Annotated in this window: 20 protein-coding genes; 16 read left to right on the top strand and 4 right to left on the bottom strand. The window is 72.4% G+C overall.

The window, feature by feature from the left end; translation table 11 throughout:
* Positions 1 to 66: 66 nt before the first annotated feature.
* Positions 67 to 1,377 carry an MFS transporter gene (locus tag ACZ45E_RS27765; protein ID WP_468225387.1) on the top strand — a complete coding sequence of 437 codons (1,311 nt, stop codon included), beginning with the start codon at positions 67 to 69 and terminating at the stop codon, positions 1,375 to 1,377.
* A gap of 45 nt (positions 1,378 to 1,422) precedes the next feature.
* On the opposite strand, the gene ACZ45E_RS27760 is transcribed toward ACZ45E_RS27765, so the two are convergent.
* On the bottom strand, positions 1,423 to 2,298 hold the full coding sequence (locus ACZ45E_RS27760; RefSeq protein ID WP_468225384.1) for an EamA family transporter: 876 nt from the start codon (positions 2,296 to 2,298) through the stop codon (positions 1,423 to 1,425).
* A gap of 93 nt (positions 2,299 to 2,391) precedes the next feature.
* Between ACZ45E_RS27760 and ACZ45E_RS27755 the strand changes: the two genes are divergently transcribed.
* Both ACZ45E_RS27755 and ACZ45E_RS27750 read left to right on the top strand, forming a co-directional pair.
* On the top strand, positions 2,392 to 2,964 hold the full coding sequence (locus tag ACZ45E_RS27755) for a helix-turn-helix domain-containing protein (protein WP_468225381.1): 573 nt from the start codon (positions 2,392 to 2,394) through the stop codon (positions 2,962 to 2,964).
* Between the two features lie 43 nt (positions 2,965 to 3,007).
* Positions 3,008 to 3,562 carry a YbaK/EbsC family protein gene (locus ACZ45E_RS27750; protein ID WP_468225378.1) on the top strand — a complete coding sequence of 185 codons (555 nt, stop codon included), beginning with the start codon at positions 3,008 to 3,010 and terminating at the stop codon, positions 3,560 to 3,562.
* Here the strand turns inward: ACZ45E_RS27750 and ACZ45E_RS27745 are convergent.
* Entirely contained in the window at positions 3,559 to 4,554 is a 996-nt protein-coding gene (locus ACZ45E_RS27745) for a LacI family DNA-binding transcriptional regulator (protein ID WP_468225375.1), read from the bottom strand. The two genes, ACZ45E_RS27750 and ACZ45E_RS27745, sit on opposite strands and share 4 nt — an antisense overlap.
* 285 nt (positions 4,555 to 4,839) lie before the next feature.
* On the opposite strand from ACZ45E_RS27745, the gene ACZ45E_RS27740 reads away from it, so the two are divergent.
* The 5 genes from ACZ45E_RS27740 (at position 4,840) to ACZ45E_RS27720 (ending at position 12,341) form a co-directional block, all read left to right on the top strand.
* A complete protein-coding gene (locus ACZ45E_RS27740) occupies positions 4,840 to 5,775 on the top strand; it encodes a carbohydrate ABC transporter permease (protein WP_468225372.1) in 936 nt (311 codons plus the stop codon).
* 59 nt (positions 5,776 to 5,834) lie between these two features.
* The gene (locus tag ACZ45E_RS27735) at positions 5,835 to 6,734 is read left to right on the top strand and encodes a carbohydrate ABC transporter permease (RefSeq protein ID WP_468225552.1); all 900 of its coding nucleotides are present in this window, start codon (positions 5,835 to 5,837) and stop codon (positions 6,732 to 6,734) included.
* 88 nt (positions 6,735 to 6,822) lie between these two features.
* Positions 6,823 to 8,163 (top strand): ABC transporter substrate-binding protein, encoded by a 1,341-nt coding sequence (locus ACZ45E_RS27730; RefSeq protein WP_468225369.1) that lies wholly within the window; start codon positions 6,823 to 6,825, stop codon positions 8,161 to 8,163.
* Between the two features lie 43 nt (positions 8,164 to 8,206).
* Positions 8,207 to 10,252: a beta-galactosidase gene (locus ACZ45E_RS27725; RefSeq protein WP_468225367.1), complete on the top strand. Its 2,046-nt coding sequence runs from the start codon at positions 8,207 to 8,209 to the stop codon at positions 10,250 to 10,252.
* 58 nt (positions 10,253 to 10,310) lie between these two features.
* Positions 10,311 to 12,341, top strand: coding sequence for an RICIN domain-containing protein (locus ACZ45E_RS27720; RefSeq protein ID WP_468225365.1), 2,031 nt, complete (start codon positions 10,311 to 10,313; stop codon positions 12,339 to 12,341).
* 46 nt (positions 12,342 to 12,387) lie between these two features.
* Here ACZ45E_RS27720 and ACZ45E_RS27715 read toward each other — a convergent pair whose 3' ends face one another.
* Together ACZ45E_RS27715 and ACZ45E_RS27710 are read right to left on the bottom strand one after the other, a co-directional pair.
* On the bottom strand, positions 12,388 to 13,464 hold the full coding sequence (locus ACZ45E_RS27715) for a FecCD family ABC transporter permease (protein ID WP_468225362.1): 1,077 nt from the start codon (positions 13,462 to 13,464) through the stop codon (positions 12,388 to 12,390).
* Positions 13,461 to 14,510: a FecCD family ABC transporter permease gene (locus ACZ45E_RS27710; protein ID WP_468225359.1), complete on the bottom strand. Its 1,050-nt coding sequence runs from the start codon at positions 14,508 to 14,510 to the stop codon at positions 13,461 to 13,463. Before ACZ45E_RS27710 ends, ACZ45E_RS27715 begins: the two co-directional genes overlap by 4 nt.
* A 60-nt stretch (positions 14,511 to 14,570) precedes the next feature.
* On the opposite strand from ACZ45E_RS27710, the gene fes reads away from it, so the two are divergent.
* The 8 genes from fes to ACZ45E_RS27670 all read left to right on the top strand — a co-directional run bounded on the left by fes (position 14,571) and on the right by ACZ45E_RS27670 (position 25,908).
* Complete coding sequence (fes, locus tag ACZ45E_RS27705) at positions 14,571 to 16,055, top strand: enterochelin esterase (protein WP_468225356.1); 1,485 nt, start codon at positions 14,571 to 14,573, stop codon at positions 16,053 to 16,055.
* Between the two features lie 73 nt (positions 16,056 to 16,128).
* Complete coding sequence (locus tag ACZ45E_RS27700; protein ID WP_468225353.1) at positions 16,129 to 17,121, top strand: ABC transporter substrate-binding protein; 993 nt, start codon at positions 16,129 to 16,131, stop codon at positions 17,119 to 17,121.
* An 83-nt stretch (positions 17,122 to 17,204) separates the two neighbouring features.
* The gene (locus tag ACZ45E_RS27695; protein WP_468225549.1) at positions 17,205 to 17,984 is read left to right on the top strand and encodes a 2,3-dihydro-2,3-dihydroxybenzoate dehydrogenase; all 780 of its coding nucleotides are present in this window, start codon (positions 17,205 to 17,207) and stop codon (positions 17,982 to 17,984) included.
* A 263-nt stretch (positions 17,985 to 18,247) separates the two neighbouring features.
* Positions 18,248 to 19,447 (top strand): isochorismate synthase, encoded by a 1,200-nt coding sequence (locus tag ACZ45E_RS27690; protein ID WP_468225350.1) that lies wholly within the window; start codon positions 18,248 to 18,250, stop codon positions 19,445 to 19,447.
* On the top strand, positions 19,444 to 21,078 hold the full coding sequence (locus ACZ45E_RS27685) for a (2,3-dihydroxybenzoyl)adenylate synthase (RefSeq protein WP_468225348.1): 1,635 nt from the start codon (positions 19,444 to 19,446) through the stop codon (positions 21,076 to 21,078). The genes ACZ45E_RS27690 and ACZ45E_RS27685 overlap by 4 nt, the downstream gene beginning before the upstream one ends.
* 23 nt (positions 21,079 to 21,101) lie before the next feature.
* Positions 21,102 to 21,743, top strand: coding sequence for an isochorismatase family protein (locus ACZ45E_RS27680; RefSeq protein WP_468225345.1), 642 nt, complete (start codon positions 21,102 to 21,104; stop codon positions 21,741 to 21,743).
* Positions 21,740 to 21,973, top strand: coding sequence for a phosphopantetheine-binding protein (locus tag ACZ45E_RS27675; RefSeq protein WP_468225344.1), 234 nt, complete (start codon positions 21,740 to 21,742; stop codon positions 21,971 to 21,973). Before ACZ45E_RS27680 ends, ACZ45E_RS27675 begins: the two co-directional genes overlap by 4 nt.
* The gene (locus tag ACZ45E_RS27670; RefSeq protein ID WP_468225343.1) at positions 21,970 to 25,908 is read left to right on the top strand and encodes an amino acid adenylation domain-containing protein; all 3,939 of its coding nucleotides are present in this window, start codon (positions 21,970 to 21,972) and stop codon (positions 25,906 to 25,908) included. Before ACZ45E_RS27675 ends, ACZ45E_RS27670 begins: the two co-directional genes overlap by 4 nt.
* Positions 25,909 to 25,912: the final 4 nt, after the last annotated feature.

Here is a 25,912-nt window from a genome sequence, read left to right as displayed (position 1 = left end):
AACGTCCGTGCGGTGCTGCGATAGTGACCCCTGGCCGAATAGATGTAACGAGCAACCAGGAAGCCCGTGGACACCAGCGACAGCAGCACCGGCACCGACCCGCGGGACGCGTCGCCCGCCGAGGAGAAGGCGCGGCCGCCCCGGCGCGGATGGCGCCGCTGGGCCATGGACACCCGCCCGCTGCGCATCCCCGCCTACCGCCGCCTGTGGTCGTCGACGATCGTCACGGCGGTGGGCAGCCAGCTCACCGCGGTCGCCGTGCCGAAGCAGATCTACGACATCACCGGCTCCTCGGCATGGGTCGGCGCCGCGAGCATGGCGGGGCTGCTGCCGCTGATCGTGTTCGCCCTGTGGGGCGGGGCGGTCGCCGACACCATGGACCGCCGCAAGCTGCTGCTGATCACCAACTGCGGCATCGCCGTGACCTCGGTGCTGTTCTGGGTGCAGGCCGTCGCCGGGTTCGACTCGGTGGCCGCCCTGATGATCCTGCTCGCGGTGCAGCAGGCGTTCTGGGGGCTCAACGCCCCGGCACGCAACGCCTCCATCGCCCGGCTCGTCCCCGAGGGAGAGCTGGCCGCCGCCAACGCGCTCGGCTCGACCGTCATGCAGACCGGCCAGGTCGTCGGCCCGCTCATGGCCGGTGTCCTGATCCCCGTCATCGGCCTGCCCGAGCTGTACCTCATCGACGCGCTGGCGCTCTGCGTCACGGTGTGGGCCGTCCACCGGCTGCCCGCGCTGCCGCCCCTGGACTCCGCGACGAAGCGGCGGGCGGGGGTGCGCGAGATAGCCGCCGGGTTCCGCTACATCTCCGCGCACAAGGTGCTGCTGCTGTCGTTCCTCGCCGACATCATCGCCATGGTCTTCGGCATGCCACGCGCCCTGTTCCCGCAACTCGCCGCCGAGACCTACGCCCCGTACGGCGAGGGGCTCGCGCTCGGTCTGCTGTTCGCGGCCATCCCCATCGGGGCGGTGGTCGGCGGGCTGTTCTCCGGCACGTTCTCGCGGGCCCGGCGGCACGGCTGGATGGTGATCGGCGCGGTCGTGGCGTGGGGCGCGGCCATCGCCGGGTTCGGACTGAGCGGCAGCCTGTGGCTCGCGGTGGTGTTCCTGGCCGTGGCGGGCGTCGCGGACATGGTCTCGATGGTCTTCCGCGGGGCGATCCTGCTGTCCGCGGCCACCGACGAGATGCGCGGCCGGATGCAGGGCGTCTTCACGGTCGTCGTCGCCGGCGGCCCCCGCCTCGCCGACGTGCTGCACGGCGCGGCGGGCTCGGCCTTCGGACCTCGCGCCGCGGTCGTCGGCGGCGGCGTCCTCGTCGTGGTCGCCATGGGGGGCCTGGCCCTCGCCGTACCCGCCCTGCGCCGCTACCGCATCTGACGCCCGGCCCCAGAGATCAGGCATCTGACGCCCGGCCCCCGGAGCTCAGCCCGCCGCCAGCAGCACCGTGCCGACCAGGGCCAGTCCCGCCCCCGCCGCCTGCACCCCGCGCAGCCGCTCGCTCAGCACGCCCCGCGCCGCGAGGGCCGTGATCACCGGGTACAGGGAGGCCAGTACCGCCGCGACGGTCACCGGCCCGTGCTGGGCGGCGAGCGAGTAGGTGCCGTTGGCGGCCACGTCCGCGAGGCCCACGAAGGCGAGCGCGGCCAGGGACCGCAGGACGAGCCGCGCCCCGCCCTCCGGCGGCAGCACCGGCGCGCCGCGCCGGGCGGAGGCCCAGAGCGCGGCGCCGCCCGCCGCCACGTTCGTCACGCGCTGCACGAACAGCGCGAGGAAGAGGCCCGTCAGCGTGGTCGACGCCGCCGAGATCAGGGCCATCACCGCGCCGAAGCCGAACGCCGCGACGAGGGTGAGCAGGACCGCCCGGCGCTGGACCGGCGCACCCCGGAGCTGGGGGCCGCCGGCCAGGACGACGCCCGCGACGGCCACGAGGATGCCCGCGAACTGGAGCGGCCCGGGGCGCTCGCCGAGGACGAGGCCGACGCCGACCGGCACGGCGACGCCGATCGAGCCGAGCGGGGAGACGACGCCCATCGGGCCGAGGGCGAGCGCCTTGTAGAAGGCGAGCATGGCGACCGGCCCCACCAGACCCGCGCCGACGGCGAACCACAGCCGTGGCCCCGCCTCGCTCCAGCCGCCGGTCGCCGCCACGATCGCGCCGAGCACGGCCACGGCGAGGGACTGGGAGACGACCACGACCGTCAGCGCCGGGGTGCGCCGGGTCAGCATGCCGCCGCCGAAGTCGGCCAGCCCCCACAGGACGCTCGTGGCCAGGGCGAAGAGCGCGGACCGTGCTTCCACTGTCGACCTCGCAGTACAGTTTGCTGAACGTTTTGGTGCACCACAACGTAGTTCAATTCATTGCACTCTGTCATCCAAAATATTGGACGGAATGTGTCGGACCTCGACCTCCTGACCCAGTCGCTCGCCCGCAACGTCAGACACTGGCGCTCCGAGCGCGGCTTCACCCTGGACGTGCTCGCGACCCGGGCCGGCGTCAGCCGCGGCATGCTCATCCAGATCGAGCAGGCGCGCACCAACCCGAGCATCGGCACGGTCGTGAAGATCGGCGACGCGCTCGGCATCAGCATCACCACGCTCCTCGACTACGAGCAGGGGCCCAAGGTGCGGATCGTCCCCGCCGACCAGGCGGTGCGGCTGTGGTCCACGGAGGCAGGCAGCTACCACCGGCTGCTGGCCGGGACCGAGGCCCCGGGTCCGCTGGAGATGTGGGACTGGCTGTTGCAGCCCGGCGACGGCAGCGCGTCCGACCCGCACCCCAAGGGCGCCGTGGAACTGCTCCACGTCACCGAGGGCGAACTGACCCTGATCGTGGACGGCGTCCGCCACCAGGTGCCCGAGGGGGCGAGCGTCACCTTCGAGGCCGACGTGGCGCACGAGTACCGCAACGACGGCGCCGTACCGGCCCGGATGGTGATGGCCGTATCGGTGCCGTTCGAACGCTGAGACACTCGGAATCCGTGCGCGCGGCGGCTGTTAGCGTGCCGCCATGCGCGCACCCCTCGGCACGTTCGACGACGCCCGCCCGGCCCCCGACGCCCTCGACCTGCTCACCCGGCCCGTCGCCGACGCCGTCCGCCACTGGCGCGGCGCGGTCCCGGCGCAGGAGCTGATCCACGTCGACACCGAGCCCGCGTGGGCCGACACGGCCACGTTCCTGGAGCACTACGGGCCCGAGCTGCTGGCGCGGTCGGCGAACTGCGTCGTCGTCGCGGGCAGGCGTGGCGGCGAGACCACGCTCGCCGCCTGCGTCGTCCTCTCCGCCACCAAGGTCGACGTCAACGGGGCCGCGCGCCGCCGACTCGGCGCACGCAAGGCCTCGTTCGCTCCCATGGACATCGCCACCGGCGAGACGGGCATGGAGTACGGCGGCATCACCCCGATCGGCCTCCCGGCCGACTGGCCGGTCCTGGTCGACGCGGCCGTCGCCGACCTCCCGTACGTCCTCATCGGCAGCGGCACGCGCCGAGGGAAGCTGATCGTCCCGGGCAAGGCCCTCACGGAGCTGCCGGGCGCCGTGGTCCTCGAAGGGCTCGGCGTCTAGACGCGGGGACCCGGCGCCCGTCCCGTGCTCTCCCGCACCACCAGCCGCGTCGGCACCAGCGTCGTCCCCCGTTCCGCCTCGCTCTGCCGGACCTGGCGCAGCGCGCTCTGCACGCAGCGGCGGCCCACCTCGGCGAAGTCCTGGTGGACCGTGGTCAGCGGGGGCAGGAACGAGCCCGAGTCGGGGATGTCGTCGAAGCCGATGACCGAGACGTCCTCGGGGACCCGGCGGCCGCGCTCGTCCAGGGCGCGCAGCAGGCCGAGGGCCATCTGGTCGTTGGCCGCGAACACCGCGGTGCAGTCGGCCTCTTCGGCCAGGCGCAGCCCCGCACGGTAGCCGGACTCCGCCGACCAGTCGCCGCGCACCAGCGGCGGCGCGGCCCGGCCGGCTTCCTCAAGTGCCGTGCGCCAGGCGTCCGTCCGGCGCTGGGCCGCGTACGACTCGGACGGCCCCGCGAGGTGCCAGACCGTGTCGTGGCCGAGGCCGAGAAGATGGCGCACGGCGTCGCGGGTGCCGCCCGCCTGGTCCGTGTCCACGACCGCGTACCGGTCCCCGGCGTCCGAGTCCGCGACGACGACCTTCACGTGCGGCGGCAGCGACAGCCGCGCGGAGTCCAGGAGATGGACCTCCATGATGACGATGACCGCGTCGACCGCCAGCTCGCCGAGGCGGGAGAAGGCGCCGCGGACCTCGTCCTGGGTGGGGACCGCGACGGGGAGCAGCGTCACCGCGTAGCCCTCGTGCGCGGCCGAGGTCGCGATCGCCTCCAGGGTGCGCATGTTGCCCGTCGTCGACAGCGTGAACGTGATGACACCGATCGTGCGGAAGTCGCCGCGCTTGAGCGCCCGCGCCGCGCTGTTGGGGCGGTAACCGAGCTCCTTCATCGCCGCGCGGACCCGTTGCCTGGTCTCCTCGTGCACGCCGGGGAAGCCGTTCGAGACGCGGGACACCGTCTGCGAGGAGACCCCCGCGACCCGGGCGACGTCCGCCATCGACGCGTTCTGTGTACGACGACGACGCCGGCCCTCGGCCCCGTCGTGCGCCGGGGCGCTCTCCGTTGCTCCCACCGTCTCCCTCACCAGCCGTGTTCTTCCCGTACCGCGCTCTGCTCCGCGATGTCCCCGGCGACTCTTGACCGCCGTCATCGGGGCAGTGTAGACATGCCGCCACCGAATGTTTACGTAAACATAACAGCCGTGGGCCGCTTCGCGCGCCGCGATGTTTACGCAAACATCGGCAGCGCCACCCGCGAGGGATGTACGAGCGAGGGACCCGAGATGACGACGCTTGACCCACCGGCCGCCACCGGCCGCCGCCCGGCCGGGCCCCCGGCGCGACGCACCCGCCGCGCGCGCCGCTCATGGACGGGATGGGGGTTCATCGGCCCCTTCGTGCTCGTCTTCGCCCTGGTCTTCCTGGCCCCTCTGGCGTACTCGGTCTACCTGAGCCTGTTCCGTACACAACTCATCGGCGGCACCACCTTCGTGGGCCTCGACAACTATCAACAGGCGCTTCAGGACGGCCAGTTCTGGGACGGTGTCGCCCGCGTCGGCCTCTTCCTGCTCGTCCAGGTGCCGATCATGCTCGGCATCGCGCTCCTGGTCGCCCTCGCCATCGACAGCGGCCGGCTGTACGGCAAGGATTTCTTCCGGATATCCGTCTTCCTGCCCTACGCGGTGCCCGCCGTCGTCGCCACCCTCATGTGGGGCTTCATGTACGGCCCGCGCTTCGGGCTGGTCGGCGACCTCAACGACGCGTTCGGCCTGCACCTGCCCGACCCGCTCTCCTCGGGCCTGATCCTCGCCTCCATCGGCAACATCGTGACCTGGGAGTTCGTCGGCTACAACATGCTGATCTTCTACTCCGCGCTGCGCGTCGTCCCGCACTCCCTCTACGAGGCCGCGGAGATCGACGGCGCGGGCCAGTGGCGGGTCATCTCGGCGATCAAACTCCCCGCGATCCGCGGCGCCCTCGTCATCGCCACGATCTTCTCGATCATCGGCAGCTTCCAGCTCTTCAACGAGCCCGCCATCCTCCAGAAGCTCGCGCCGAACGCCATCACCACGGACTACACCCCGAACTACTACACGTACTCGCTGTCCTTCTCCGGCCAGCAGCACAACTACTCCGCGACGGTCGCCATCGTCATGGGCGTCATCACCATGATCGTCGCCTACGTGGTCCAGCTGCGCGGCATGCGCAAGGGAGCGTGAACCCGGTGACAACCCTGCCGGAACCGACCGGACCGCTCGCCACGATCGCCTCCCCGCGGATGGCGCCCCCGAGGACCGCCGCGCGCCTGCGCACCCCCCGCCGGCACCGCCCGGGCCGCCCCCGGCGCAGCGTCCTGCTGACCGCGCTCACCGCGCTCGTCCTGCTCTACAGCCTCGTACCACTGCTGTGGCTGCTGATCAGCGCCACCAAGTCGCAGGAGGGGCTGGCCAACTCCTTCGGCCTGTGGTTCGACGGGGACTTCGCCCTGTGGGACAACATCAGCCGGACCTTCACCTACCAGGACGGCGTCTTCGGCCGCTGGCTCCTCAACACCCTGCTGTACGTCGTGGTGGGCGCGGGCGGCGCCACCTTCCTGGCCGTCCTCGGCGGCTACGCGCTCGCCAAGTTCCGGTTCCCCGGCAAGCGGGCCGTGTTCGCGGTCGTCATCGGCGCGGTCGCGGTGCCCACCACGGCGCTCGCGGTCCCGACCTTCCTCATGTTCAGCAAGATCGGCCTGACCGACACCCCGTGGGCCGTCATCGTCCCGTCGCTGATCTCGCCGTTCGGCCTGTACCTGATGTGGGTCTTCGCCACCGACGCGATCCCCGCCGAGCTGATGGAGGCCGCCCGGATCGACGGCGCGAGCGAGCTGCGCACCTTCTTCCAGGTGGCCCTGCCGCTGCTCGCGCCCGGCACGGTCACCGTGCTCCTCTTCACCACGGTCACGACCTGGAACAACTACTTCCTGCCGCTGATCATGCTGAAGGACCCCGACTGGTACCCGCTGACCCTCGGTCTCGACGCCTGGAACAAACAGGCGCAGACCGCAGGCGGCGAGGCCGTCTTCAATCTGGTCGTCACCGGCTCGCTGCTCACCATCGTGCCGCTGATCGCCGCCTTCCTGCTGCTCCAGAAGTACTGGCAGTCCGGGCTCGCCGCCGGAAGCGTCAAGGAGTAGGCGCCGCGGCGCCGTTCGCTCCGTACCGCTGTATCGCACCGCTGTTCAGAAATCCCTCGTAGAACCACGACGAAGTGGAAGCCTCAGCATGCCCAAGCACACCCGCCGCCTCCTGCGCGGTATAGGTCTCGTCGCGGCCCTCGCCCTCGGGGCGACCGCCTGCGGCGGCTCCGACGACGACAGCTCCGGCCAGAAGCAGGTGGGCGCGGCCGATATCGAGGCCGCGCTGAAGAAGGGCGGCACCGTCACGGTGTGGGCCTGGGAGCCCACCCTGAAGCAGGTCGCCGCGGACTTCGAGAAGGAGCACCCGAAGGTCGACATCAAGCTGGTCAACGCGGGCACCAACAACGACCAGTACAAGGCCCTGTCGAACGCGATCTCGGCGAAGAAGGGCGTCCCGGACGTCGCGCAGATCGAGTACTACGCGCTTGGCCAGTACGCCCTGACGAAGCAGATCTCCGACCTCAAGGCCTACGGCGCCGACAAGCTCGCCGACGCGTACTCGCCCGGCCCGTGGAACGCGGTCCGCTCCGGCGACGGCGTCTACGGCCTGCCCATGGACTCCGGCCCGATGGCGCTCTTCTACAACAAAAAGGTCTTCGACAAGTACAAGATCGCCGTCCCCACCACCTGGGACGAGTACGTCGAGGCCGGCCGCAAGCTGCACAAGGCGGACCCGAAGGCGTACATCACCAGCGACGTCGGCGACGCGGGCACCACCACGAGCCTGCTCTGGCAGGCGGGTTCGCGCCCGTACAAGGTCGACGGCACCAAGGTCGGCATCGACTTCACCGACGCGGGCGCGAAGAAGTACACCGACACCTGGCAGAAGCTGATCGACGAGAAGCTCCTCTCGCCGGTCGTCGGCTGGAGCGACGACTGGTACAAGGGCCTCGGCGACGGCACCATCGCCACGCTGCCCATCGGCGCGTGGATGCCCGCCAACTTCGCCTCGGGCGTGAAGAACGCGTCCGGCGACTGGCGCGTCGCCCCGCTGCCGCAGTGGACGAAGGGCGCGAACGCCAGCTCCGAGAACGGCGGCAGCTCCCTCGCGCTGCCCGAACTCGGCAAGAACAAGGAACTCGCCTACGCCTTCGTCGAGTACGCCAACTCCGGTGCGGGCGTGCAGACCCGCATCAAGAACGGCGCGTTCCCGGCGACCACGAAGGACCTGGACTCCCCGGCGTTCCAGGACACCGCGTTCCCGTACTTCGGCGGCCAGAAGGCCAACAAGATCTTCGCCGAGTCCGCGAAGAACGTCCCCGCCGACTGGAAGTACCTGCCCTACCAGGTGTACGCCAACTCGATCTTCAACGACACCGTCGGCAAGGCCTACATCTCCGGCACGAAGCTGACCGCCGGCCTGAAGTCGTGGCAGGACGCCTCCACCGAGTACGGCACCGAACAGGGCTTCACCGTCGAGAAGTAGCCCACCGCGCACCATTCGACCCCGTACGACCGGAAGGACCTCGATGACCGCCCCCCTCACCTCCCGCTTCCCCTACGCGAAGGGACCCGACGGCACCCGCAGACTCGGTTACGGCGCCGACTACAACCCCGAGCAGTGGCCGCGGGAGGTGTGGGAGGAGGACGTCCGGCTGATGCGCGAGGCCGGGGTGAACGTCGTCTCCCTGGCGATCTTCTCCTGGGCGAGACTCCAGCCCACCGCCGACACCTGGGACTTCGCCTGGCTCGACGAGGTCATGGAGCTCCTGCACGCGGGCGGCATCGGCGTCGACCTGGCCACCGCCACCGCGTCCCCGCCGCCCTGGCTGACCACCGCCCACCCCGAGATCCTCCCGGTGACCGCCACCGGCGAGACGCTCTGGCCCGGCGCGCGACAGCACTGGCGGCCCACGTCACCCGTCTTCCGCGAGCACGCGCTGCGCCTCGTACGGGAGATGGCGACCCGGTACGCGGACCACCCGGCCCTCATCGCCTGGCACGTCAACAACGAACTGGGCTGCCACAACGTCTACGACTACTCCGACGACGCCGCGAGCGCCTTCCGCACCTGGCTGCGCCGCCGCTACACCACGCTGGACGCCCTCAACGACGCCTGGGGCACCGCCTTCTGGTCCCAGCGCTACAGCGACTGGGACCAGCTCCTGCCCCCGCGCCTCGCGGCCTCGCACCCCAACCCGACGCAGCAGCTCGACTTCAAGCGGTTCTCCTCCGACGCGCTGAAGGAACATCTGCTCGCCGAGCGCGCCGTGCTGCGCGAACTGACCCCGGGCACCCCCGTCACCACCAACTTCATGGTCATGGGCGGCACCAAGGGCATGGACTACGCCGACTGGGCCACCGAGGTCGACTTCGTCGCCAACGACCACTACGTCGTCCCCGGGCCGCAGGACCGCGACGAGCTCTCCTTCGCCGCCAACCTCAGCAGCGGCATCGCGGACCACCGCCCGTGGTTCCTGATGGAGCACTCCACCAGCGCCGTGAACTGGCAGCCGGTCAATCTGCCCAAGAGCGCGGGGGAGTTGGCGCGGGACTCCCTGCTGCACGTCGCCCACGGCGCCGACGCCGTCTGCTTCTTCCAGTGGCGGCAGTCCGTCGCGGGCGCCGAGAAGTACCACTCGGCGATGGTGCCGCACGCCGGCGCCGACAGCGAACTCTTCCGCTCGGTCACCGAGTTGGGCCGCACCCTTCAAGCGCTCGCGCCGGTCGCCGGATCGGTACGTGAACCGGCCCGCGTCGCCGTCCTGTTCGACTGGGACTCGTGGTGGACCAGCGAGCACGACTCCCACCCCACCGCCCGCCTCGACTACCACCGCGAGGCCCTCGACTGGTACTCCGCACTGCTGCGCCTCGGCGTCCGCGCCGACGTCGTGCCCGCGCACCGCACCGACCTCTCCGGCTACGACGTCGTCATCGCGCCCGTCCTGCACGTGGTGCCGCAGCAGCTCGGCAAGGAGCTCACCCGGTACGTCGAGAGCGGCGGCCACCTCGTGACCACGTACTTCTCGGGGATCGTCGACGAGAACGACCACATCTGGCTCGGCGGCTACCCCGGCGCGCTGCGGGAGCTGCTCGGCATCCGCGTCGAGGAGTTCGGGCCGCTGCTCGACGACGCCGCCGTCGACCTCGACAACGGCACCACCGGAACCCTGTGGACCGACCGGATCGACGTGACGGGGCCGGACGTCGAGGTCCTCGCCCGCTACCGGACCGGTACCTACGCCGCGCGCCCCGCGGTCACCCGCCGCGGCACGGGCCGGGGATCGGCCGCGTACGTCTCCACGCGCCTGGGCGTCGACGGCCTCACCACCCTGCTGCCCGACCTGCTCGCCCCGGCCGGTGTGGCCGGTGAACTTCCCGCGCAGGCCCGCGGATCGGTGGAGACGGTCGTGCGCCGCGACGCGGACCACCGCTACCTCTTCCTGGTCAACCGGAGCGACGCGCCGGTGCCACTGCCCGGCATCACCGGTGACGTGCTCATCGGCCCGGCGCCGGGCGACGGGCTCGTCCTGCCGCCGCGGGAGGTCGCCGTCCTGCGGCAGCCCGCTTCCTGATCCGCACCGTCACAGCAGTACCAACTGCCCGGCTACACCCTCGCGTTGGGAGAGCACGTTGACACGCCGTACCCGCACAAGACGCCTCCTCGGCCTCGTCGGCACCGCAGCCCTGGTCTCCGGGGCCGCCCTGACCACGGCGCCGCCGGTGACCGCCGCGACCGCGGCCGTCACGGTGACACTCGACCCCTCCTACCAGCAGCAACGGTTCGAGGGCTGGGGCACGAGCCTCGTCTGGTTCGCGAACGTCACCGGCGGCTATCCGCAGCAGATCCGCGAGAAGCTCGCCGATCTGCTCTTCGGCGACGACGGGCTGGCCCTGAACATCGCCCGCTACAACATCGGCGGCGGCAACGCCCCCGACGTCCCGGACTACCTGCGCGCGGGCGGCGCCGTCCAGGGTTGGTGGAAGGCGCCCGCGGGCACCACCCGGGACGACACCGACTGGTGGAGCGCGGACGATCCGGCGGACTGGAACCCGGACGCCGACGCCACCCAGCGCTGGTGGGTGGAGCGGATCAAGGACCAGATCGACCACTGGGAGACGTTCAGCAACTCCCCGCCCTACTTCATGACGGAGAGCGGCTACGTCTCCGGCAACTTCGACGCGAACAAGGACCAGCTCAAGACCGAGTCGGTCGACGACTTCGCCGCCTACGTCGCCGGGGTCACCAAGCGCCTGGAGAAGGCGGAGGGCATCGAGGTCGACACCGTCGACCCGTTCAACGAACCGAACACCGGTTACTGGGGTACGCAGTTGGGCGCCGACGGCGAACCGACCGGTGGCCGCCAAGAGGGCGCGCACATAGGTCCCGAGCTCCAGCAGAAGGTCATCAAGGCCCTCGCGCCCGCCCTGAGGAAGGCACGGACCGGCGCGGAGATCGCCGCCATGGACGAGACCAACCCCGGTCTCTTCGCGACGAACTGGTACAGCTACCCGGCCGACGTGAAGAACCTCGTCGGGCAGATGAACGTCCACACCTACGGCACCGGCGGCCGCACCACGGTCCGCGATCTCGCCAAGGCCGCCGACAAGCCGCTGTGGATGAGCGAGGTGGAGGGCGACTGGGGCGACGGGCAGTCCTTCACCGACATGCGCCCCGGTCTCGGACTCGCCCAGCAGATGGTCGACGACCTGCGGGAACTGGAGCCCACCGCCTGGGTGTTCTGGCAGCCCGTCGAGGACTACGACAACATGAAGCCCGGCGCCGAGTCGGCGAAGGGAGGCAACTGGGGTGAGATCCAGCTGCCCTTCAGCTGCACCGCGAAGGACACCCTGCAGAGCTGCCCGGTCCGCACGAACACGAAGTTCGACACGGCCCGCAACTTCACGCACTACATCCGGCCCGGGGACAGCCTGATCAGGACGGACGACACCAGCAGCGCCGCGGCCGTCTCGCGCGACGGCAAGGGCGCGAGCGTCGTCCACGTCAACCGGACCACCGACGCCCGCACGGTCACGCTCGACCTCTCGAAGTTCGCGAAGACCGCCCGGGGCGCCACCGTCACCCCGGTCGTGACCAGCGCCGACGGCAAGCTGGAGCGGCACGCCGCCGTCCCGGTCAAGGACAAGAAGGCCACGTTCACGGTGCCCGCGCAGTCCGTGACCTCGTTCGTGGTCGACGGGGTGTCCGGCACGGCGAAGGACGCGGCGGCGCTGCGCGACGGCCCCACGTACGAGCTGACGGGCGTCCAGAGCGGCAAGGACCTCACGGCCGCCGACGACAGCGGCAAGCTCGTCATCAGGGCCGGCACGGCCGACGCCGGACAGCGGTGGCAGGTGCGGCAGGTCGGCGGCAAGGGGCCGGGCAACCGCGAGCAGTACGTGGTCACCGGCGCGGAGAGCGGCAAGCGGCTCGCCGTACGCGACGACGTCCCGGTCGCCGAGGCGGACACCGGACGGCGGGACGCGGCCGCCCGGTGGATCGCCTCCACCACGGGCGACGGCACGTACACGCTGGTCAACGCCGGGACCGGCACGCTCCTCGAGGTCGGCGGGCAGGCCACGCACGACGGCGCCGCCGTCACCACGTACCAGCCCAACTCCGGGGCGAACCAGCGCTGGAGGGTCACCGAGGTGGCCTCGTGATCAGCCGGCGGTGAGCAGGGGGCGGGCGCGGCCGTGCCCGCACGGGTCAGAGCCGGTGCGTCCGGCGCTCGCGCAGCAGCAGCCACGCCAGGAACAGGCCGCCGCCCACCCCCGTCACCACGCCGACCGGCATCAGCGCCGAACCGGTCACGCGCTGCGTCACGAGATCGGCGCCCGTCACCAGGAGGGCGCCCGTCCACGCGGCGGGCAGCACGTTCGGTCCTGCCGCCCGGGTGATCCGGCGGGCCAGTTGCGGCGAGGCCATCGCCAGGAACGGGATCGGTCCCGCGGCGGCCACCGCCATCGCGGTCAGGCCGGTGCCCGCGCAGAGCAGGATCAGCCGGCTGCGCTCGGGCGGCACACCGAGCGCGCCCGCCGTGTCGTCGCCCATCTCCAGCATGGTCAGCCTGCGCCCGTACACCAGCACGACGGGGAGGCAGACGAGGAGGCCGAGCCCGGCCGTCCGGACCTCGCTCCAGCCGCGGTCGTTGAGGGAGCCGATCATCCAGCTCGCCGCCTGCGCCGCCTTGCCGATGTCCGCGCGGACGTAGAGGAAACTGGTGGCCGAGCCGAGCACCGCGGAGACACCGATCCCGACGAGCACCAGCCGGTAGCCGTGCACCCCCTGACGCCAGGCCAGCAGATAGACCGCCGCGGCCGTCGCGAAGCCGCCCACCAGCGCGCCGAGCGTGGTCTGCGGCGCGCCCGCGTCGAGGAAGATGATCGCGACGAGTGCGCCCGCCGAGGCGCCGTTGCCGAACCCGATGATGTCCGGGCTGCCCAGCGGGTTACGGGTGAGCGACTGGAAGACGGCGCCCGCCATCCCCGTCCCGAAGCCGACCAGGACGGCCACGAGGGCGCGCGGCAGCCGCAGGTCGAGCACGATGAACTCGGCGCCGGGCGGCCCGTTCCCGGCGAAGGTCCGCACCACCTCCACGGGTGACAGCTCGTAGGTGCCCGTGCCGACGGAGAGCACCACCAGGCACGCCGTGACCACGATCAGCGCGAGGCAGACGAGCACCGTGCGCGGGTCGAAGCGCAGCGAGAAGCGTCCCGCGCGCAACCGTCCGTCCCCCCACTCGGCGCGGGCCGGCCGCTGCTCGTTCTTGATCAGCGTGGTCACAGCTGGGCCACCTTCCGCCGGCGTACGAGATGGACGAAGAGCAGGCCGCCGAGGAACGAGGTGACGATGTCGGCCTGTATCTCGGACGGCGCCACCACGACCCGGCCGATCACGTCGGCCACGAGCAGCAGGGTGGGCGCGAACAGGGCGCAGTAGGGGAGCATCCAGCGCGGATCGGGGCCGGTGAACGCGCGGACCGCGTGCGGGATCATCAGGCCGACGAAACCGATCGGCCCGCACACGGCGGTGGCGCTGCCGCAGAGCAGCGTGACGGCCACCACGGACAGGGCCCGGGTGCGCCGCACCGAGGTGCCGAGCGCGCGGGCGTGCTCCTCACCGAGCGAGAGGGCGCCGAGCGGCCGGGACACGGCGAACGCCAGCAGCGCACCGGCGATCAGCAACGGCAGTGCGGTGAGCAGGAGTTGGGGATCGCGCTTCTCCAGCGTGCCGACGGACCAGTACCGCATCGAGTCGAGGGTGCTCAGGTCCCACAGCTGGAGCCCGTTGACGTAGCCGAAGAGGGCCGCGTTGACGGCGGTGCCCGCGAGGGCGAGCCGGACCGGGGTGGCCGCGCGGGTGCCGCCCAGCGCGTTCACGACGACGGCGGCGACGGCCGCGCCGAGCAGCGCGAACCACAGGTACCCGGTGAACGACGTGATGCCGAAGACGCTGATCGCGGTGACCACGGCGGCGGACGCCCCCGCGTTCACGCCGAGCAGGCCGGGATCGGCGAGCGGATTGCGCATCAGGACCTGCATCACGCCGCCGGCCAGCCCGAGCGCCGCGCCGACGGCGATCCCGACGAGGGTCCGGGGCAGCCGCAGTTCGCGGACGACGGCGTCGAACCGGGAGCCCGAGGGCGAGAACAGCCCGGCCCAGACGTCGCCGGGCGGAATGTGCTCCGTGCCCACGGCCAGCGACAGTGCGGCCGCCGCGACGAGGAGAACCACGCCGAGCACCAGGCCGGTGGCCCTGGAGGGGCCTGTTCGGCGGATGGCCGGTTGTCGCGGCGGGTCTCCCAGGCGGGGACGGGTTCCGATGAGCATGTGATTAGCTTAGGCTAACCTTACCGAGCTTGCTGACAATTGCGTTGACGAAATCGACCCATGCCGTCGACGAAAACGGCCCATGCCGTCGCCGGACCCGACGCCGAGACCGCCGCCGGACCCATCGATGGGCCCGTCGGCGGTGAGAGCGCCGGTGCCGTCGTCGGCGTCGTACCGGAGACCACCGGAGGAAGAGGAGACATGCGCGTCCAGATCGCGGCCCCCGCCGGCCGGCCCGCCCCCGCCGCCCTGCCGGACCACCGGCCGGCCCGCGTCACCGGCCCGCGCGTCGCCCGTCTCCTCGACCACCTCATCGGCGCCGATGACGCCCAACGGGCGCGGAGCGCCGAGGAGTTCTGGCAGGACGTGGCGGACCGCGGCACCCCGCTCGTCGAGGAGATCGACGGCGAGCCCGACCACCGGGCCGTCACCTTCCTGTGGCGCGGCCACCGCACCACCCGGCAGGTGCTCCTCATGGCCAACCGCCTCGCCGACCGCGCACACCTGGCAGGCTCCCTCCTGGAGCACGTCCCCGGCACCGACATCTGGCACCTCGGACTCCGGCTCCGCGCCGACCACCGCGGCTCCTACCGCATCGCCGCCGACGTCTCCGCCGGTGAGCCGCCCACCGACCCGGGCGTCCTCCAGGCGCACTTGCGCTCCCTCGCCGTGCACGCGTCCCGCGACCCGCTCAACCCCCGTTTCCAGCCGACCCGTTGGGGCCCCGCCGAGTCATCGGTCTTCGCGCTGCCGGACGCCCCGCCCGAGCCGTGGAAGGGGGCGGCGGGCCCGGTACCTGCCGGGCGCGTCGAGCGGCACCGCACCGCCGCCACCGCGCTCGGCGGCCACCGCGACGTCTGGGTCTACCTGCCGCCCGGACACCACGACACCGGCGCCCCGCTGCCCGTCCTGGTGCTGTGCGACGGTGACATGTGGCTCGGCCGGATGGGGTTCCGGCACACCCTCGACGCGCTGATCGCCCAGGGCGAGCTGCCACCGCTGGCCGTGCTCGCGCCCGACGCCGTGGACCGCGTCACCCGTGGCCGCGAACTCGGCGCCGACGACGCCTACGTGGACTTCCTCGCCGACGACCTCCTGCCCTGGGCGGCCGCCCGCTGGCCCCTCACCACCGACCAGGACCGCACGGTCGTCGCAGGCCAGAGCCTCGGCGGCATGGCCGCGCTGCACGCCGGGCAGCAGCGCCCCGACCGGTTCGGCCACGTCGTCGCCCAGTCTCCGTCCCTGTGGTGGCGGCCGGGCCTTTCGCCCGGCGCGCCGCGGAAACACGTCTTCGGAGTGCCCTGGCTCGTCGCCCGGTTCGCCGTGGCCGAACCCCGGCCCATCACCGTCCACCTCGACGTCGGCCTGCACGAGGGCGCCATGGTCGACCACTGCCGGGCCCTCTACGACACCCTGCACTCGGCCCGCTACCGGGTCACCCGGAGCGAGTTCAACGGCGGCCACGACTACGCCTGTTGGCACGTCGCGCTGGCCGACGCACTGATCCGCCTGCTGGGCGGCACGGAGCCCCGCCCGGCCCGCTGAGCCGCCCGCACCACCACCGACCCCTTTTCCCGTCTTCAGCACCTTTCTTCTTGCCCTTAGGAGCATCACGCACATGTCCTCCAACCGAACCTCCCGCCGCGCCGTCCTGGTGGCCTGCGCCGCCGTCACCGGAGCCCTGCTCCTCAGCGCCTGCGGCAGCGACAGCGGCGACGACAGCGAGAGCGGCAGCGGCGAGGCAGAGGCCGCGGCGGCCGGTACGCGCCGGATCACCGATGCCCAGGGCCGCAAGGTCACGGTGCCCGGTGCCCCGCGGAAGGTCGTCACACTCAGCGAGCCGACCACCGACGCCGCGCTCGCCCTCGGGGTGGAGCCCATCGGCGTGACCGCGGGACGCGGCCAGAAGGGCGTCTCCACCTACCTCGCCGACAAGGCGTCCAAGGCGCAGGTCGTCGCCACCGTCGCCGAGGCCGACATGGAGAAACTGGCCGCGCTCCAGCCCGACCTGATCCTGCTCGACGAGACGACCGGCGCGAAGAAGACCGTCGACAAGCTCCAGGAGATAGCGCCGACCGTCGTCACCGCGAAGCTCAACGAGGACTGGAAGAAGTCCTTCACCGACACCGCCGACGCCCTCAACAAGAAGGCCGACGCCGAGAAGTGGCTGACCGACTTCGACAGCCAGGTCGCCGCCGTCAAGAAGCGGCTCGGCTCCAACGCCGGCAAGTCCGTCTCCGTGATCCGCTGGCAGGACGGCGCCCCCTCGGTCGTCGGCAAGGGCGACGGCGTCGTCGCCTCCACCCTCCAGGCGCTCGGCACCACCCGGCCCGAGGACCAGCAGGGCGCGAGCACCGGACACAGCGAACCGGTCTCCCTGGAGAAGCTCGACACCATCGACGGCGACTGGCTGTTCTTCGGGACGCTCGGCGACAAGGCCGACGGCGAGAAGGCGTACGGCGAGGCCAAGAAGGTCACCAACTTCGGCAAGCTGACCGCCGAGAAGGACAAGCACGTCGTGGTCGTCGAGGGCTCCGCGTGGAACAGCGCCGGCGGCCCGCTCTCCGCGCAGGTCGTCCTCGACGACATCGAGAGGGCGCTCGCCAAGTGATATCCGGTCAGGTACACGCCGACACTCCCGCGGCCTCTGCGGTCTCCGCGGCCTCTGCGGTCTCCGCGGCCTCCGCGGGAGAGCTGACCGGCCGGTTCGCCCTCGTCACGGGGGCGGGCCGGGGGATCGGCGAGGCGGTGGTCGCCGCGCTCGCCGGGCGCGGTGCCCTCGTCCTGGCCACCGACCTCGACGCCGGCACCGTCGAGAAGATCGCGGCGCAATACGACGGTGGCCAGGTCACCGCCCGCCCGCTCGACGTCACCGACGCGGCGGCGGTCGAGACGCTCGTCGCCGAGACCGAATCGACCCTGGGCCCCCTCGACATCGCCGTCAACGTGGCCGGGATCCTGCGCAGCTCACCCGCGATCGATCTCAGCGACGAGGACTGGGCCGCCACCTTCGCGGTCAACACGAACGGCGTCTTCCACGTCTGCCGCTCCGTCGCCCGCCGGATGAGCGCGCGCGGCGCGGGCAGCATCGTCACCGTCGCCTCCAACGCGGCTGGCATCCCCCGCGCGGGCATGTCCGCCTACGCCGCGTCGAAGGCCGCCGCCGCGATGTTCACCAAATGCCTCGGCCTCGAAGTCGCCGCGCGGGGCGTGCGCTGCAACACCGTCTGTCCCGGCTCGACCCTCACCGACATGCAGCGCGGCATGTGGGAGGCGTCCGGCGCCGACATCGAGGCGGCCCGCCGCTCCGTCATCGGGGGTGACCTCGACGCCCACCGCACCGGTATCCCGCTCGGGCGCATCGCGGACCCGGCCGACATCGCGGAGGCCGTCGCCTTCCTCGCCTCCGACCGTGCGCGGCACATCACGCTCCACGACCTGTACGTCGACGGGGGCGCGACGCTCCGCGGGTAGCGGGGGGCGCCGTCTCGTGTGCCGGGTGCGCTGGGTTCGGCGGCTGCGGGTGCGTCGTGGCTGGTCGTGCAGTTCCCCGCGCCCCTGGAGAGGCGCACTTCGTGCCCCCTCCCTGAAGGCGAGCGGCGCAGCCGCAGCCTTCAGGGGCGCGGGGAACTGCACGAGAAGCCCCACCGGTCCGCAGCCGCCGAACCAAGCGCACCCGCCACGGCGAAGAGGCACCCCACCCCACAACCCCACCCCCCCTCACACAGGAGGCAACGATGACCACGTCCGTGCACGACCCCGTCACGACCCCACCGGAGGTGACCGGTACAGCGACCGCCCTCCTCGACGCCTACCGCCGGGCCACCGACCGATTCCTCGCCACCCCGCACCGCACCCTCCTGGGCCACGGAACCGCCGCCGAACTCCCGGACGACGCACGCCCGTTGGCGGACCGCGTACGGGAACTCCTCGTCGCCCGGCGTCGCGCCGGACACGCCGGACCCGTCGTCATGGGCGCCCTGCCCTTCGACCCGGCCGCCGCGCCCGCCCTCGCCGTCCCGGAGAGCGTGCGCTGGGCGCCGCCGCTGCGCGAGGACCCGCTGATCGCTCTGCCCGCGCCGCCCGCCGAGGACGCCGCCGACTGGCAGGTGCGGGAGGTGCCTGCCGCGAAGGAGTACGGCGCCGCGGTCGCCGCCGCCGTCGCCCGGATGCGGACGGGGGAGTTCGACAAGGTCGTCCTCGCCCGCACCCTGGAACTGACCGGCCCGCACGCCCCCGACCTGCCCGCGATGCTGCGTCGCCTGGCCCGCCGCGACCCGGCCGGTTACACGTTCGCCGTGCCCAGCGGCCCCGGCCGCACCCTGATCGGCGCGAGCCCCGAACTCCTCGTCGCCCGCGACGGATCGCGCCTCACCGCCAACCCGCTGGCCGGGTCCGCGCCCCGCAGCGCCGACCTCGCCGAGGACGTACGGCGCGCCGCGGCCCTTTTGGAATCCCCGAAGGACCTGCACGAGCACGCGGTCGTCGTGGCCGCGGTGCGCGAGGCCCTCGCCCCGTTCTGTATCCGCCTCGACGTCCCCGAACGCCCCACCCTCGTCCGGACGGCCGCGATGTGGCACCTGTCGACCACGGTCACCGGCGAGCTCGCCGACCCCGCCGCCACCACCGCGCTCGACCTCGCGTCCGCACTGCACCCCACCCCTGCCGTCTGCGGCACCCCGACGGACCTGGCCCGCCGCGTCATCGCGGAGTCCGAACCCTTCGACCGCGGCGCCTACACCGGCATGGTCGGCTGGCAGAACGCGGACGGCGACGGCGAGTGGGTCGTCACCATCCGCTGCGCCGAGGCCGAGGGCGGCCTCCTGCGGCTGTTCGCGGGGGCCGGGATCGTGGCCGCCTCGTCGCCCGAGGCGGAGACCGCCGAGACCGGCGCCAAGTTCCGTACGTTCCTGAACGCCGTGGGAGCCACCCTGTGACCGCCGACGCCACGACCCCGGGTATCGACGCGCCGACCTGGCCCGCCGAGTTCGCCAAGCGCTACCGGGCCGCCGGCTACTGGCGCGGCGAGACCTTCGGCGGGGTGCTGCGCGAACGCGCCGAGGCGCACCCCGACCGGATCGCGCTGGTCGACCCGGCCCCGGCCCGGCGTACCTGGACCTACCGCCAACTCGACGAGCGCGCCGACCGGTTGGCCGCCGGGTTCACCGAGCGCGGCATCGGCAAGGGCGACCGCGTCGTCGTGCAGCTCCCCAACATCGGCGAGTTCATCGAGGTCGTCTTCGCGCTGTTCCGCATCGGCGCGCTGCCGGTGTACGCGCTGCCCGCACACCGTGACACGGAGATCGCGTACTTCTGCTCGTTCGCCGAGGCCGTCGCCTACGTCGTCCCGGACCGGCACGCGGGCTTCGACCACCGTGACCTCGCGACCCGGGTCAAGAAGGACACCCCCAGCCTGGAGCACGTCTTCGTGGTCGGCGACCCGGGGGAGCACACGGCACTGGCCGACGTGGACCGCGACCCGGTGGCCCTGGCCGGCCCCGAGCCCCACGAACTGGCCTTCCTCCAGCTCTCCGGCGGCACCACCGGCCGCCCGAAGCTGATCCCACGCACCCACGACGACTACCTGTACTCGCTGTGGGGCTCGAACGCGATCTGCGGCGTCGACGCCGACACCCGCTTCCTGGTCGTCCTGCCCGCCGCCCACAACTTCCCGATGAGCAGCCCGGGTTGGCTCGGTGTGCTCTACGCGGGCGGCACCGTGGTGATGTCGCCGGGCACCGACCCCGAGACGGCGTTCCCGGTCGTCGCGCGGGAACGCGTCACGATGACCGGGCTCGTGCCACCGCTCGCCCTCGTGTGGACGCAGGCCGGACCCGAGACGCGGTACGACCTGAGCAGCCTGGAGTTGATCCTCGTCGGCGGCGCCAAGTGCAGCGAGTCGGCCGCCCGCCGCCTGCGGCCCGCGCTCGGCTGCGCACTCATGCAGGTCTTCGGCATGGCCGAGGGCCTCGTCAACTACACGCGCCTGGACGACGATCCGGAGACGGTCGTCACCACGCAGGGCCTGCCGATCTCCGCGGACGACGAGATCCGCGTCGTCGACGACGCCGACCAGGACGTCCCCGAAGGCGCGTTCGGGCATCTGCTGACCCGCGGCCCGTACACGATCCGCGGCTACTGGAAGGCGCCCGAGCACAACGCCCGCTCCTTCACCGAGGACGGCTTCTACCGGACCGGCGACATCGTGCGCCGCACCCCCAGCGGCCATCTCGTCGTCGAGGGCCGGGCCAAGGACCAGATCAACCGCGGCGGCGAGAAGATCGCCCCGGAGGAGATCGAGAACATCATCCTCGCCCACCCCGGCGTCCACGACGTCTCCGTCGTCGCCGTCCCCGACGAGTACCTCGGCGAGCGCTCACTGGCCTACGTCATCCTGCGCCCGGACGCCGAACGCCTGAAGCCGGTCGCCGTGAAGCGGTTCGTGCGGGAGCGGGGTGTCGCCGCGTACAAGGTGCCCGACCTCGTCGAGTTCGTCGACGCCTTCCCTCGGACCGGCATCGGCAAGATCAGCAAGCAGCAGCAGCGCTCCGCCGCCGAGCAGCACTGAGTAGTTCCGAAAGGTTCCCCACCATGGCACTGCCCGCCATCGCCGCCTACCCCCTGCCGCGCCCGGACGAGCTGCCGGCCAACCGCGTCGCCTGGACCGTGGACCCCGCGCGCGCCGTACTCCTCGTCCACGACCTGCAGCACCACTTCCTCGCCAAGTACCCTCAGGGCGAACAGCCGTTGACCGGCATGCTCGACAACACCGCCCGTCTGCTCAAGGAGAGCCGGGGGCTCGGCATCCCCGTGTACTACTCCGCCCAGCGCGGCGGCCAGACCCCCGAGGAGCGCGGGCTCCAGCTCGACTTCTGGGGGCCCGGCGTCGCCGACGACCCGGCGGCGCTCGCCATGCCACGGTCCGTGGCCCCCGAGGACGGCGACACGGTCCTCACCAAATGGAAGTACAGCGCGTTCGTCCGCACCGAACTCGAGACGCTGATGCGGGAGTCGGGCCGCGACCAACTGGTGATCGTCGGCGTCTACGCCCATATCGGCGTGCTCATCAGCGCCGCCGACGCGTGGATGCGGGACATCCAGGCGTTCGTCGTCGCCGACGCCGTCGCCGACTTCACCCGCGACGACCACGACATGGCGCTGCGCTGGGCCGCCGGGCGCTGCGCCGTCGTCACCACCACCGACGCGCTCATCGAGGAGGTACGGGCCGCATGACCCTCACCGTCGAACAGATCCGCACCGACGTCGCCGACTGCCTCGGCGAGGACCCCGCCGACATCCCCGTCGACGAGAACCTCGTCGACTACGGCCTCGACTCCGTCCGCATCATGTCCCTCCTGGAGCGCTGGCGCCGCGACCACGGCGTCTCGGCGTCCTTCGTCGACCTTGCCGAGAAGCCGGCCGTCGACGCCTGGGCGGCCCTGCTGGGAGTGGCCGCCTCATGACCGTGCTGACCAGCCGCGACACCGCCGCCGCACGGGACTGCGTCCTGCCGCTCACCGCCGCCCAGTCCGGCATGTGGTTCGCGCAGGCCCTCGATCCGCTGAGCCCCGCGCAGAACACCGCCGAGTACCTGGAGATCGACGGCGAACTCGACCCCGAGGTCTTCGCCGCCGCCCTGCGCCGCGTCGTCACCGAGGCCGACGCCCTGCGCGTGCGGATCGAGGACGCCCCCGACGGGCCGCGCCAACGGGTGTGCACCACCGTCGAGTTGCCGCTCACCGTGCGCCGGGACCTGAGCGCCGACGAGGCCGTCGCCTGGATGCGCGAGGACCTCGCCCGGCCCTGCGACCTCGCGGCAGGACCGCTGTTCGCGCACGCCCTCTTCCGGGTGGGGGAGCGGCGCTGGCTCTGGTACCAGCGCGTGCACCACCTCGTCATCGACGGCTTCGGCCACTCGCTGCTCGTACGCCGCACCGCCGAGATCTACACCGCCCTGTCGCAGGGCGCGGAGCCCGGCCCGCGCCCCTTCGCGACCCTCGCCGACCTGCTCGCGCTCGACGCCGAGTACCGGGCGTCGGACGCCTACGAAGCCGACCGCGCACACTGGAGCGCTGAGTTCGCGGACCGCCCGGAGGCGCCGCGCCTCGCGGGCCGCGGCGCACTGCCCTCGCGCTCGTTCCGCCGCCGTACGACACACCTGCCGCCCGAGACGACGGAACGGCTGCGCACGCTCGCCGCCGACACCCGCGCCACCTGGCCGGACGTGCTCATCGCCGCCCAGGCCCTGTACACCGCGCGCGCCACCGGCCGCACCGACGTCGTCCTCGGTCTGCCGATGATGGGCCGCATGGGCTCGGTCGCCCTGCGCGTCCCCGGCATGGTCATGAACGTCCTGCCGCTGCGCCTGACCGTCACCCCGGACGCGACCTTCACCCAGCTCGTCCGCCAAGTAGTGCTCGCAGTACGGCAACTGAGGTGCCACCAGCGCTACCGCTACGAGGACATCCGCCGCGACCTCGGACTGCTCGGCGAACACCGCGGCCTCGTCGGCCCGCTGGTGAACGTCATGCCTTTCGACTACGCCACCGACTTCGCGGGCGCCCCCGCACGGGCCCACAACCTTGCGGCCGGACCGGTCGACGACCTCACCGTCAACATCTACGACCGGGCCGACGGCCACGGCCTGCGCATCGACCACGACGGCAACCCCGCGCTCTACCAGGACTCCGAACTCGCCGCACACCAGGCGCGATTCGTCCACCTCCTGCACCGCCTCGCGGAGACCGACCCGAACGCCCCGCTGAGCGCCCACACCATCGCGACGCCCGCCGAACTCTCCCTGGTCCTCGACGAGTTCAACCGCACCGAACGCGCCCTGCCCGCGACCACCCTCATCGGTCCGATCGTCGCCCAGGCCGCCCGCACCCCGGACGCGGTGGCGCTCGTGCACGGCGACGCCACCCTCACCTACGCCGAACTCGACGCCCGAGCCAACCGGTTGGCGCGCCATCTGCAGAGCCTCGGCGCCCGCCCCGGCGAGGTCGTGGCCGTCTCCGTGCCGCGCTCCGTCGAGCTGATCGTGGCCCTGCTGGCCGTGCTGAAGGCGGGCGCGGCGTATCTGCCGCTCGACCCGGACTACCCCGGGCAGCGCCTCACCCACATGCTCCAGGATGCCCGGCCGGTGTGCGCCGTCACCGACCGCGCCGACCGCATGCCCGCCGACGCGGGCACACCGCTGGTGGTCCTCGACGGCCTGGACGTCTCCTCGTACGCCACGGTCGACCCGGCCCGCGCGCTGACGCCCGCGCACCCCGCCTACGTCATCTACACCTCCGGCTCGACCGGCCGCCCCAAGGGCGTCGTCGTGCCGCACTCCGCGATCGACAACCGGCTGCGCTGGATGCAGCACGCCTATCCGATCGGCCCCGGCGACCGCGTGCTCCAGAAGACGCCCTCGTCGTTCGACGTGTCCGTGTGGGAGTTTTTCTGGCCGCTGCGGCAGGGCGCGACCCTCGTCGTGGCCGAGCCCGGCGGCCACAAGGACCCGGCCTACCTGGCCCGGGTGATCCGCGAACAGTCCGTCACCATCTGCCACTTCGTGCCCTCGATGCTCCAGGTGTTCCTCGCGGAGGCCGACGTCCCGGCACCGACCGCGGGCGGCGGTACGCTGCGCCGCGTGTTCTGCAGCGGGGAGGCGCTGGCCCGCGAGACGGCGACCGCGTTCGCCCGGGCGCTGCCCGGCGTCGAGCTGCACAACCTGTACGGGCCGACCGAGGCCGCTGTCGACGTCACGTACCACGCGTGCGAGCCGGACGGCACAGGACCGGTACCCATCGGGCGCCCCGTGTGGAACACCCGCCTGTACGTCCTCGACCCGGCGGGACAGCCGTGCCCGCCCGGCATCGTAGGTGAACTGCACCTGACGGGGCGGCAGTTGGCCGACGGCTACCTGAACCGTGACGAACTGACCGCCGAGCGTTTCGTCACCGACCCGTTCGGCGCGCCGGGCAGCCGGATGTACCGCACCGGCGACCTGGCGCGCTGGACCGAACACGGCGAGGTCGAGTACCTCGGCCGCACCGACCACCAGGTGAAACTGCGCGGCCAGCGCATCGAACTCGGCGAGATCGAGGCCGCGTTGACTGCACGGGACGGCGTCGAAGGCGCCTGCGCGCTGGTCCGCGAGGACCGCCTCGTCGGCTACGTCACCGGCACCGCGGACCCGGCGGCGATCCGCACCGCCCTCGCCCGCGAACTCCCCGAACACATGGTCCCCTCCGCGATCGTGCCCCTGCCGGCCTTCCCGCTGACCCCCAACGGCAAGCTGGACCGCGCCGCACTGCCCGCCCCCGTCTTCGCGGGCAGCGGCGCGGCCGGACGCCCGGCGAACCGCCGCGAGGCGACCCTGACCCGCCTCTTCGCCGACGTCCTCGGCGTCGGACAGGCCGGCCCGGACGACGCCTTCTTCGACCTCGGCGGCACCTCGCTCCTCGCGGTCCGCCTGGTCGCCAGGGTCCGCGAGGAACTCGGCGCGGAACTCACCATCGGCTCCCTCTTCGAGGCCCCGACCCCGGCCGCGCTCGCCGCCCGCATCGGCTCCACGGCCCCCGTCTCGGGCGACGCCCTGGACGTACTCCTGCCACTGCGCCCCCAGGGCGACCGCCCGCCCCTCTTCGCCATCCACCCCGCGGGCGGCATCTCCTGGTGCTACGCGGGACTCACCGCACGCCTCGACCGGGACCAGCCCGTCCACGGCATCCAGGCCGCCGGCCTGACGACGGACGGCCCCCTGCCGGCCACGCTCTGGGAACAGGCGGCCGACTATGTGACCCGCATCCGCGCGCTCCACCCGCACGGCCCCTACCGGCTGCTCGGCTGGTCCGTCGGCGGCATCCTCGCCCACGCCGTCGCCGTCCTCCTCCAGGAAGCGGGGGACCGCGTCGACCTGCTCGCCCTGCTGGACGCCTTCCCCGCCGACCAGTGGAAGGAGCGCCCCGCGCCGGAGGAGGGCGACGCGCTCACCGCCGTCCTGCGCATGGCGGGCTTCGAACGCGGCACCGAACGCACCCGCGACGACGTCCTCGCCACCCTCCGCGAGGCGGGCAGCCCCCTGGCGGGCCTCACCGACGCCACGCTCTCCCGCATCGTCGACATCGTCCCGAACCACGCCCGCATGATGCGCGCCCACACCCACCGCCGTTACGACGGGGACGTCCTGTTCTTCACGGCGGCGGCGCCCCGCCCGGAGACGTGGCTGACCCGCGAGGCGTGGCGGCCCCATGTCAGCGGCGAGGTGCTCAACCACGACCTGCCGTGCACCCACCCCGAACTGCTCCGGGACGAGCACGTGGAGGTGATCGCGAAGGCGCTCTCGCTCCGCCTCGACCAGCTCGGCGCAGGCTCTAAGCTCGACGAGCACCGACCGAGAGAGAGTTGACGAC

The sequence above is a fragment of the Streptomyces sp. NPDC030991 genome (assembly GCF_055571235.1).
This window is presented reverse-complemented; position numbering and strand designations above follow the sequence as displayed.

Bases quoted from the DNA above. Each gene is read 5' to 3' on its own strand.
- ACZ45E_RS27675 (WP_468225344.1), top strand. From the start codon at position 21,740: ATGACCCTCACCGTCGAACAGATCCGCACCGACGTCGCCGACTGCCTC.
- fes (WP_468225356.1), top strand. From the start codon at position 14,571: ATGCCGTCGACGAAAACGGCCCATGCCGTCGCCGGACCCGACGCCGAG.
- ACZ45E_RS27710 (WP_468225359.1), bottom strand. From the start codon at position 14,510: ATGCTCATCGGAACCCGTCCCCGCCTGGGAGACCCGCCGCGACAACCG.
- ACZ45E_RS27670 (WP_468225343.1), top strand. From the start codon at position 21,970: ATGACCGTGCTGACCAGCCGCGACACCGCCGCCGCACGGGACTGCGTC.
- ACZ45E_RS27690 (WP_468225350.1), top strand. From the start codon at position 18,248: ATGACCACGTCCGTGCACGACCCCGTCACGACCCCACCGGAGGTGACC.
- ACZ45E_RS27745 (WP_468225375.1), bottom strand. From the start codon at position 4,554: ATGGCGGACGTCGCCCGGGTCGCGGGGGTCTCCTCGCAGACGGTGTCC.
- ACZ45E_RS27680 (WP_468225345.1), top strand. From the start codon at position 21,102: ATGGCACTGCCCGCCATCGCCGCCTACCCCCTGCCGCGCCCGGACGAG.
- ACZ45E_RS27700 (WP_468225353.1), top strand. From the start codon at position 16,129: ATGTCCTCCAACCGAACCTCCCGCCGCGCCGTCCTGGTGGCCTGCGCC.
- ACZ45E_RS27725 (WP_468225367.1), top strand. From the start codon at position 8,207: ATGACCGCCCCCCTCACCTCCCGCTTCCCCTACGCGAAGGGACCCGAC.
- ACZ45E_RS27735 (WP_468225552.1), top strand. From the start codon at position 5,835: ATGGCGCCCCCGAGGACCGCCGCGCGCCTGCGCACCCCCCGCCGGCAC.
- ACZ45E_RS27730 (WP_468225369.1), top strand. From the start codon at position 6,823: ATGCCCAAGCACACCCGCCGCCTCCTGCGCGGTATAGGTCTCGTCGCG.
- ACZ45E_RS27740 (WP_468225372.1), top strand. From the start codon at position 4,840: ATGACGACGCTTGACCCACCGGCCGCCACCGGCCGCCGCCCGGCCGGG.
- ACZ45E_RS27750 (WP_468225378.1), top strand. From the start codon at position 3,008: ATGCGCGCACCCCTCGGCACGTTCGACGACGCCCGCCCGGCCCCCGAC.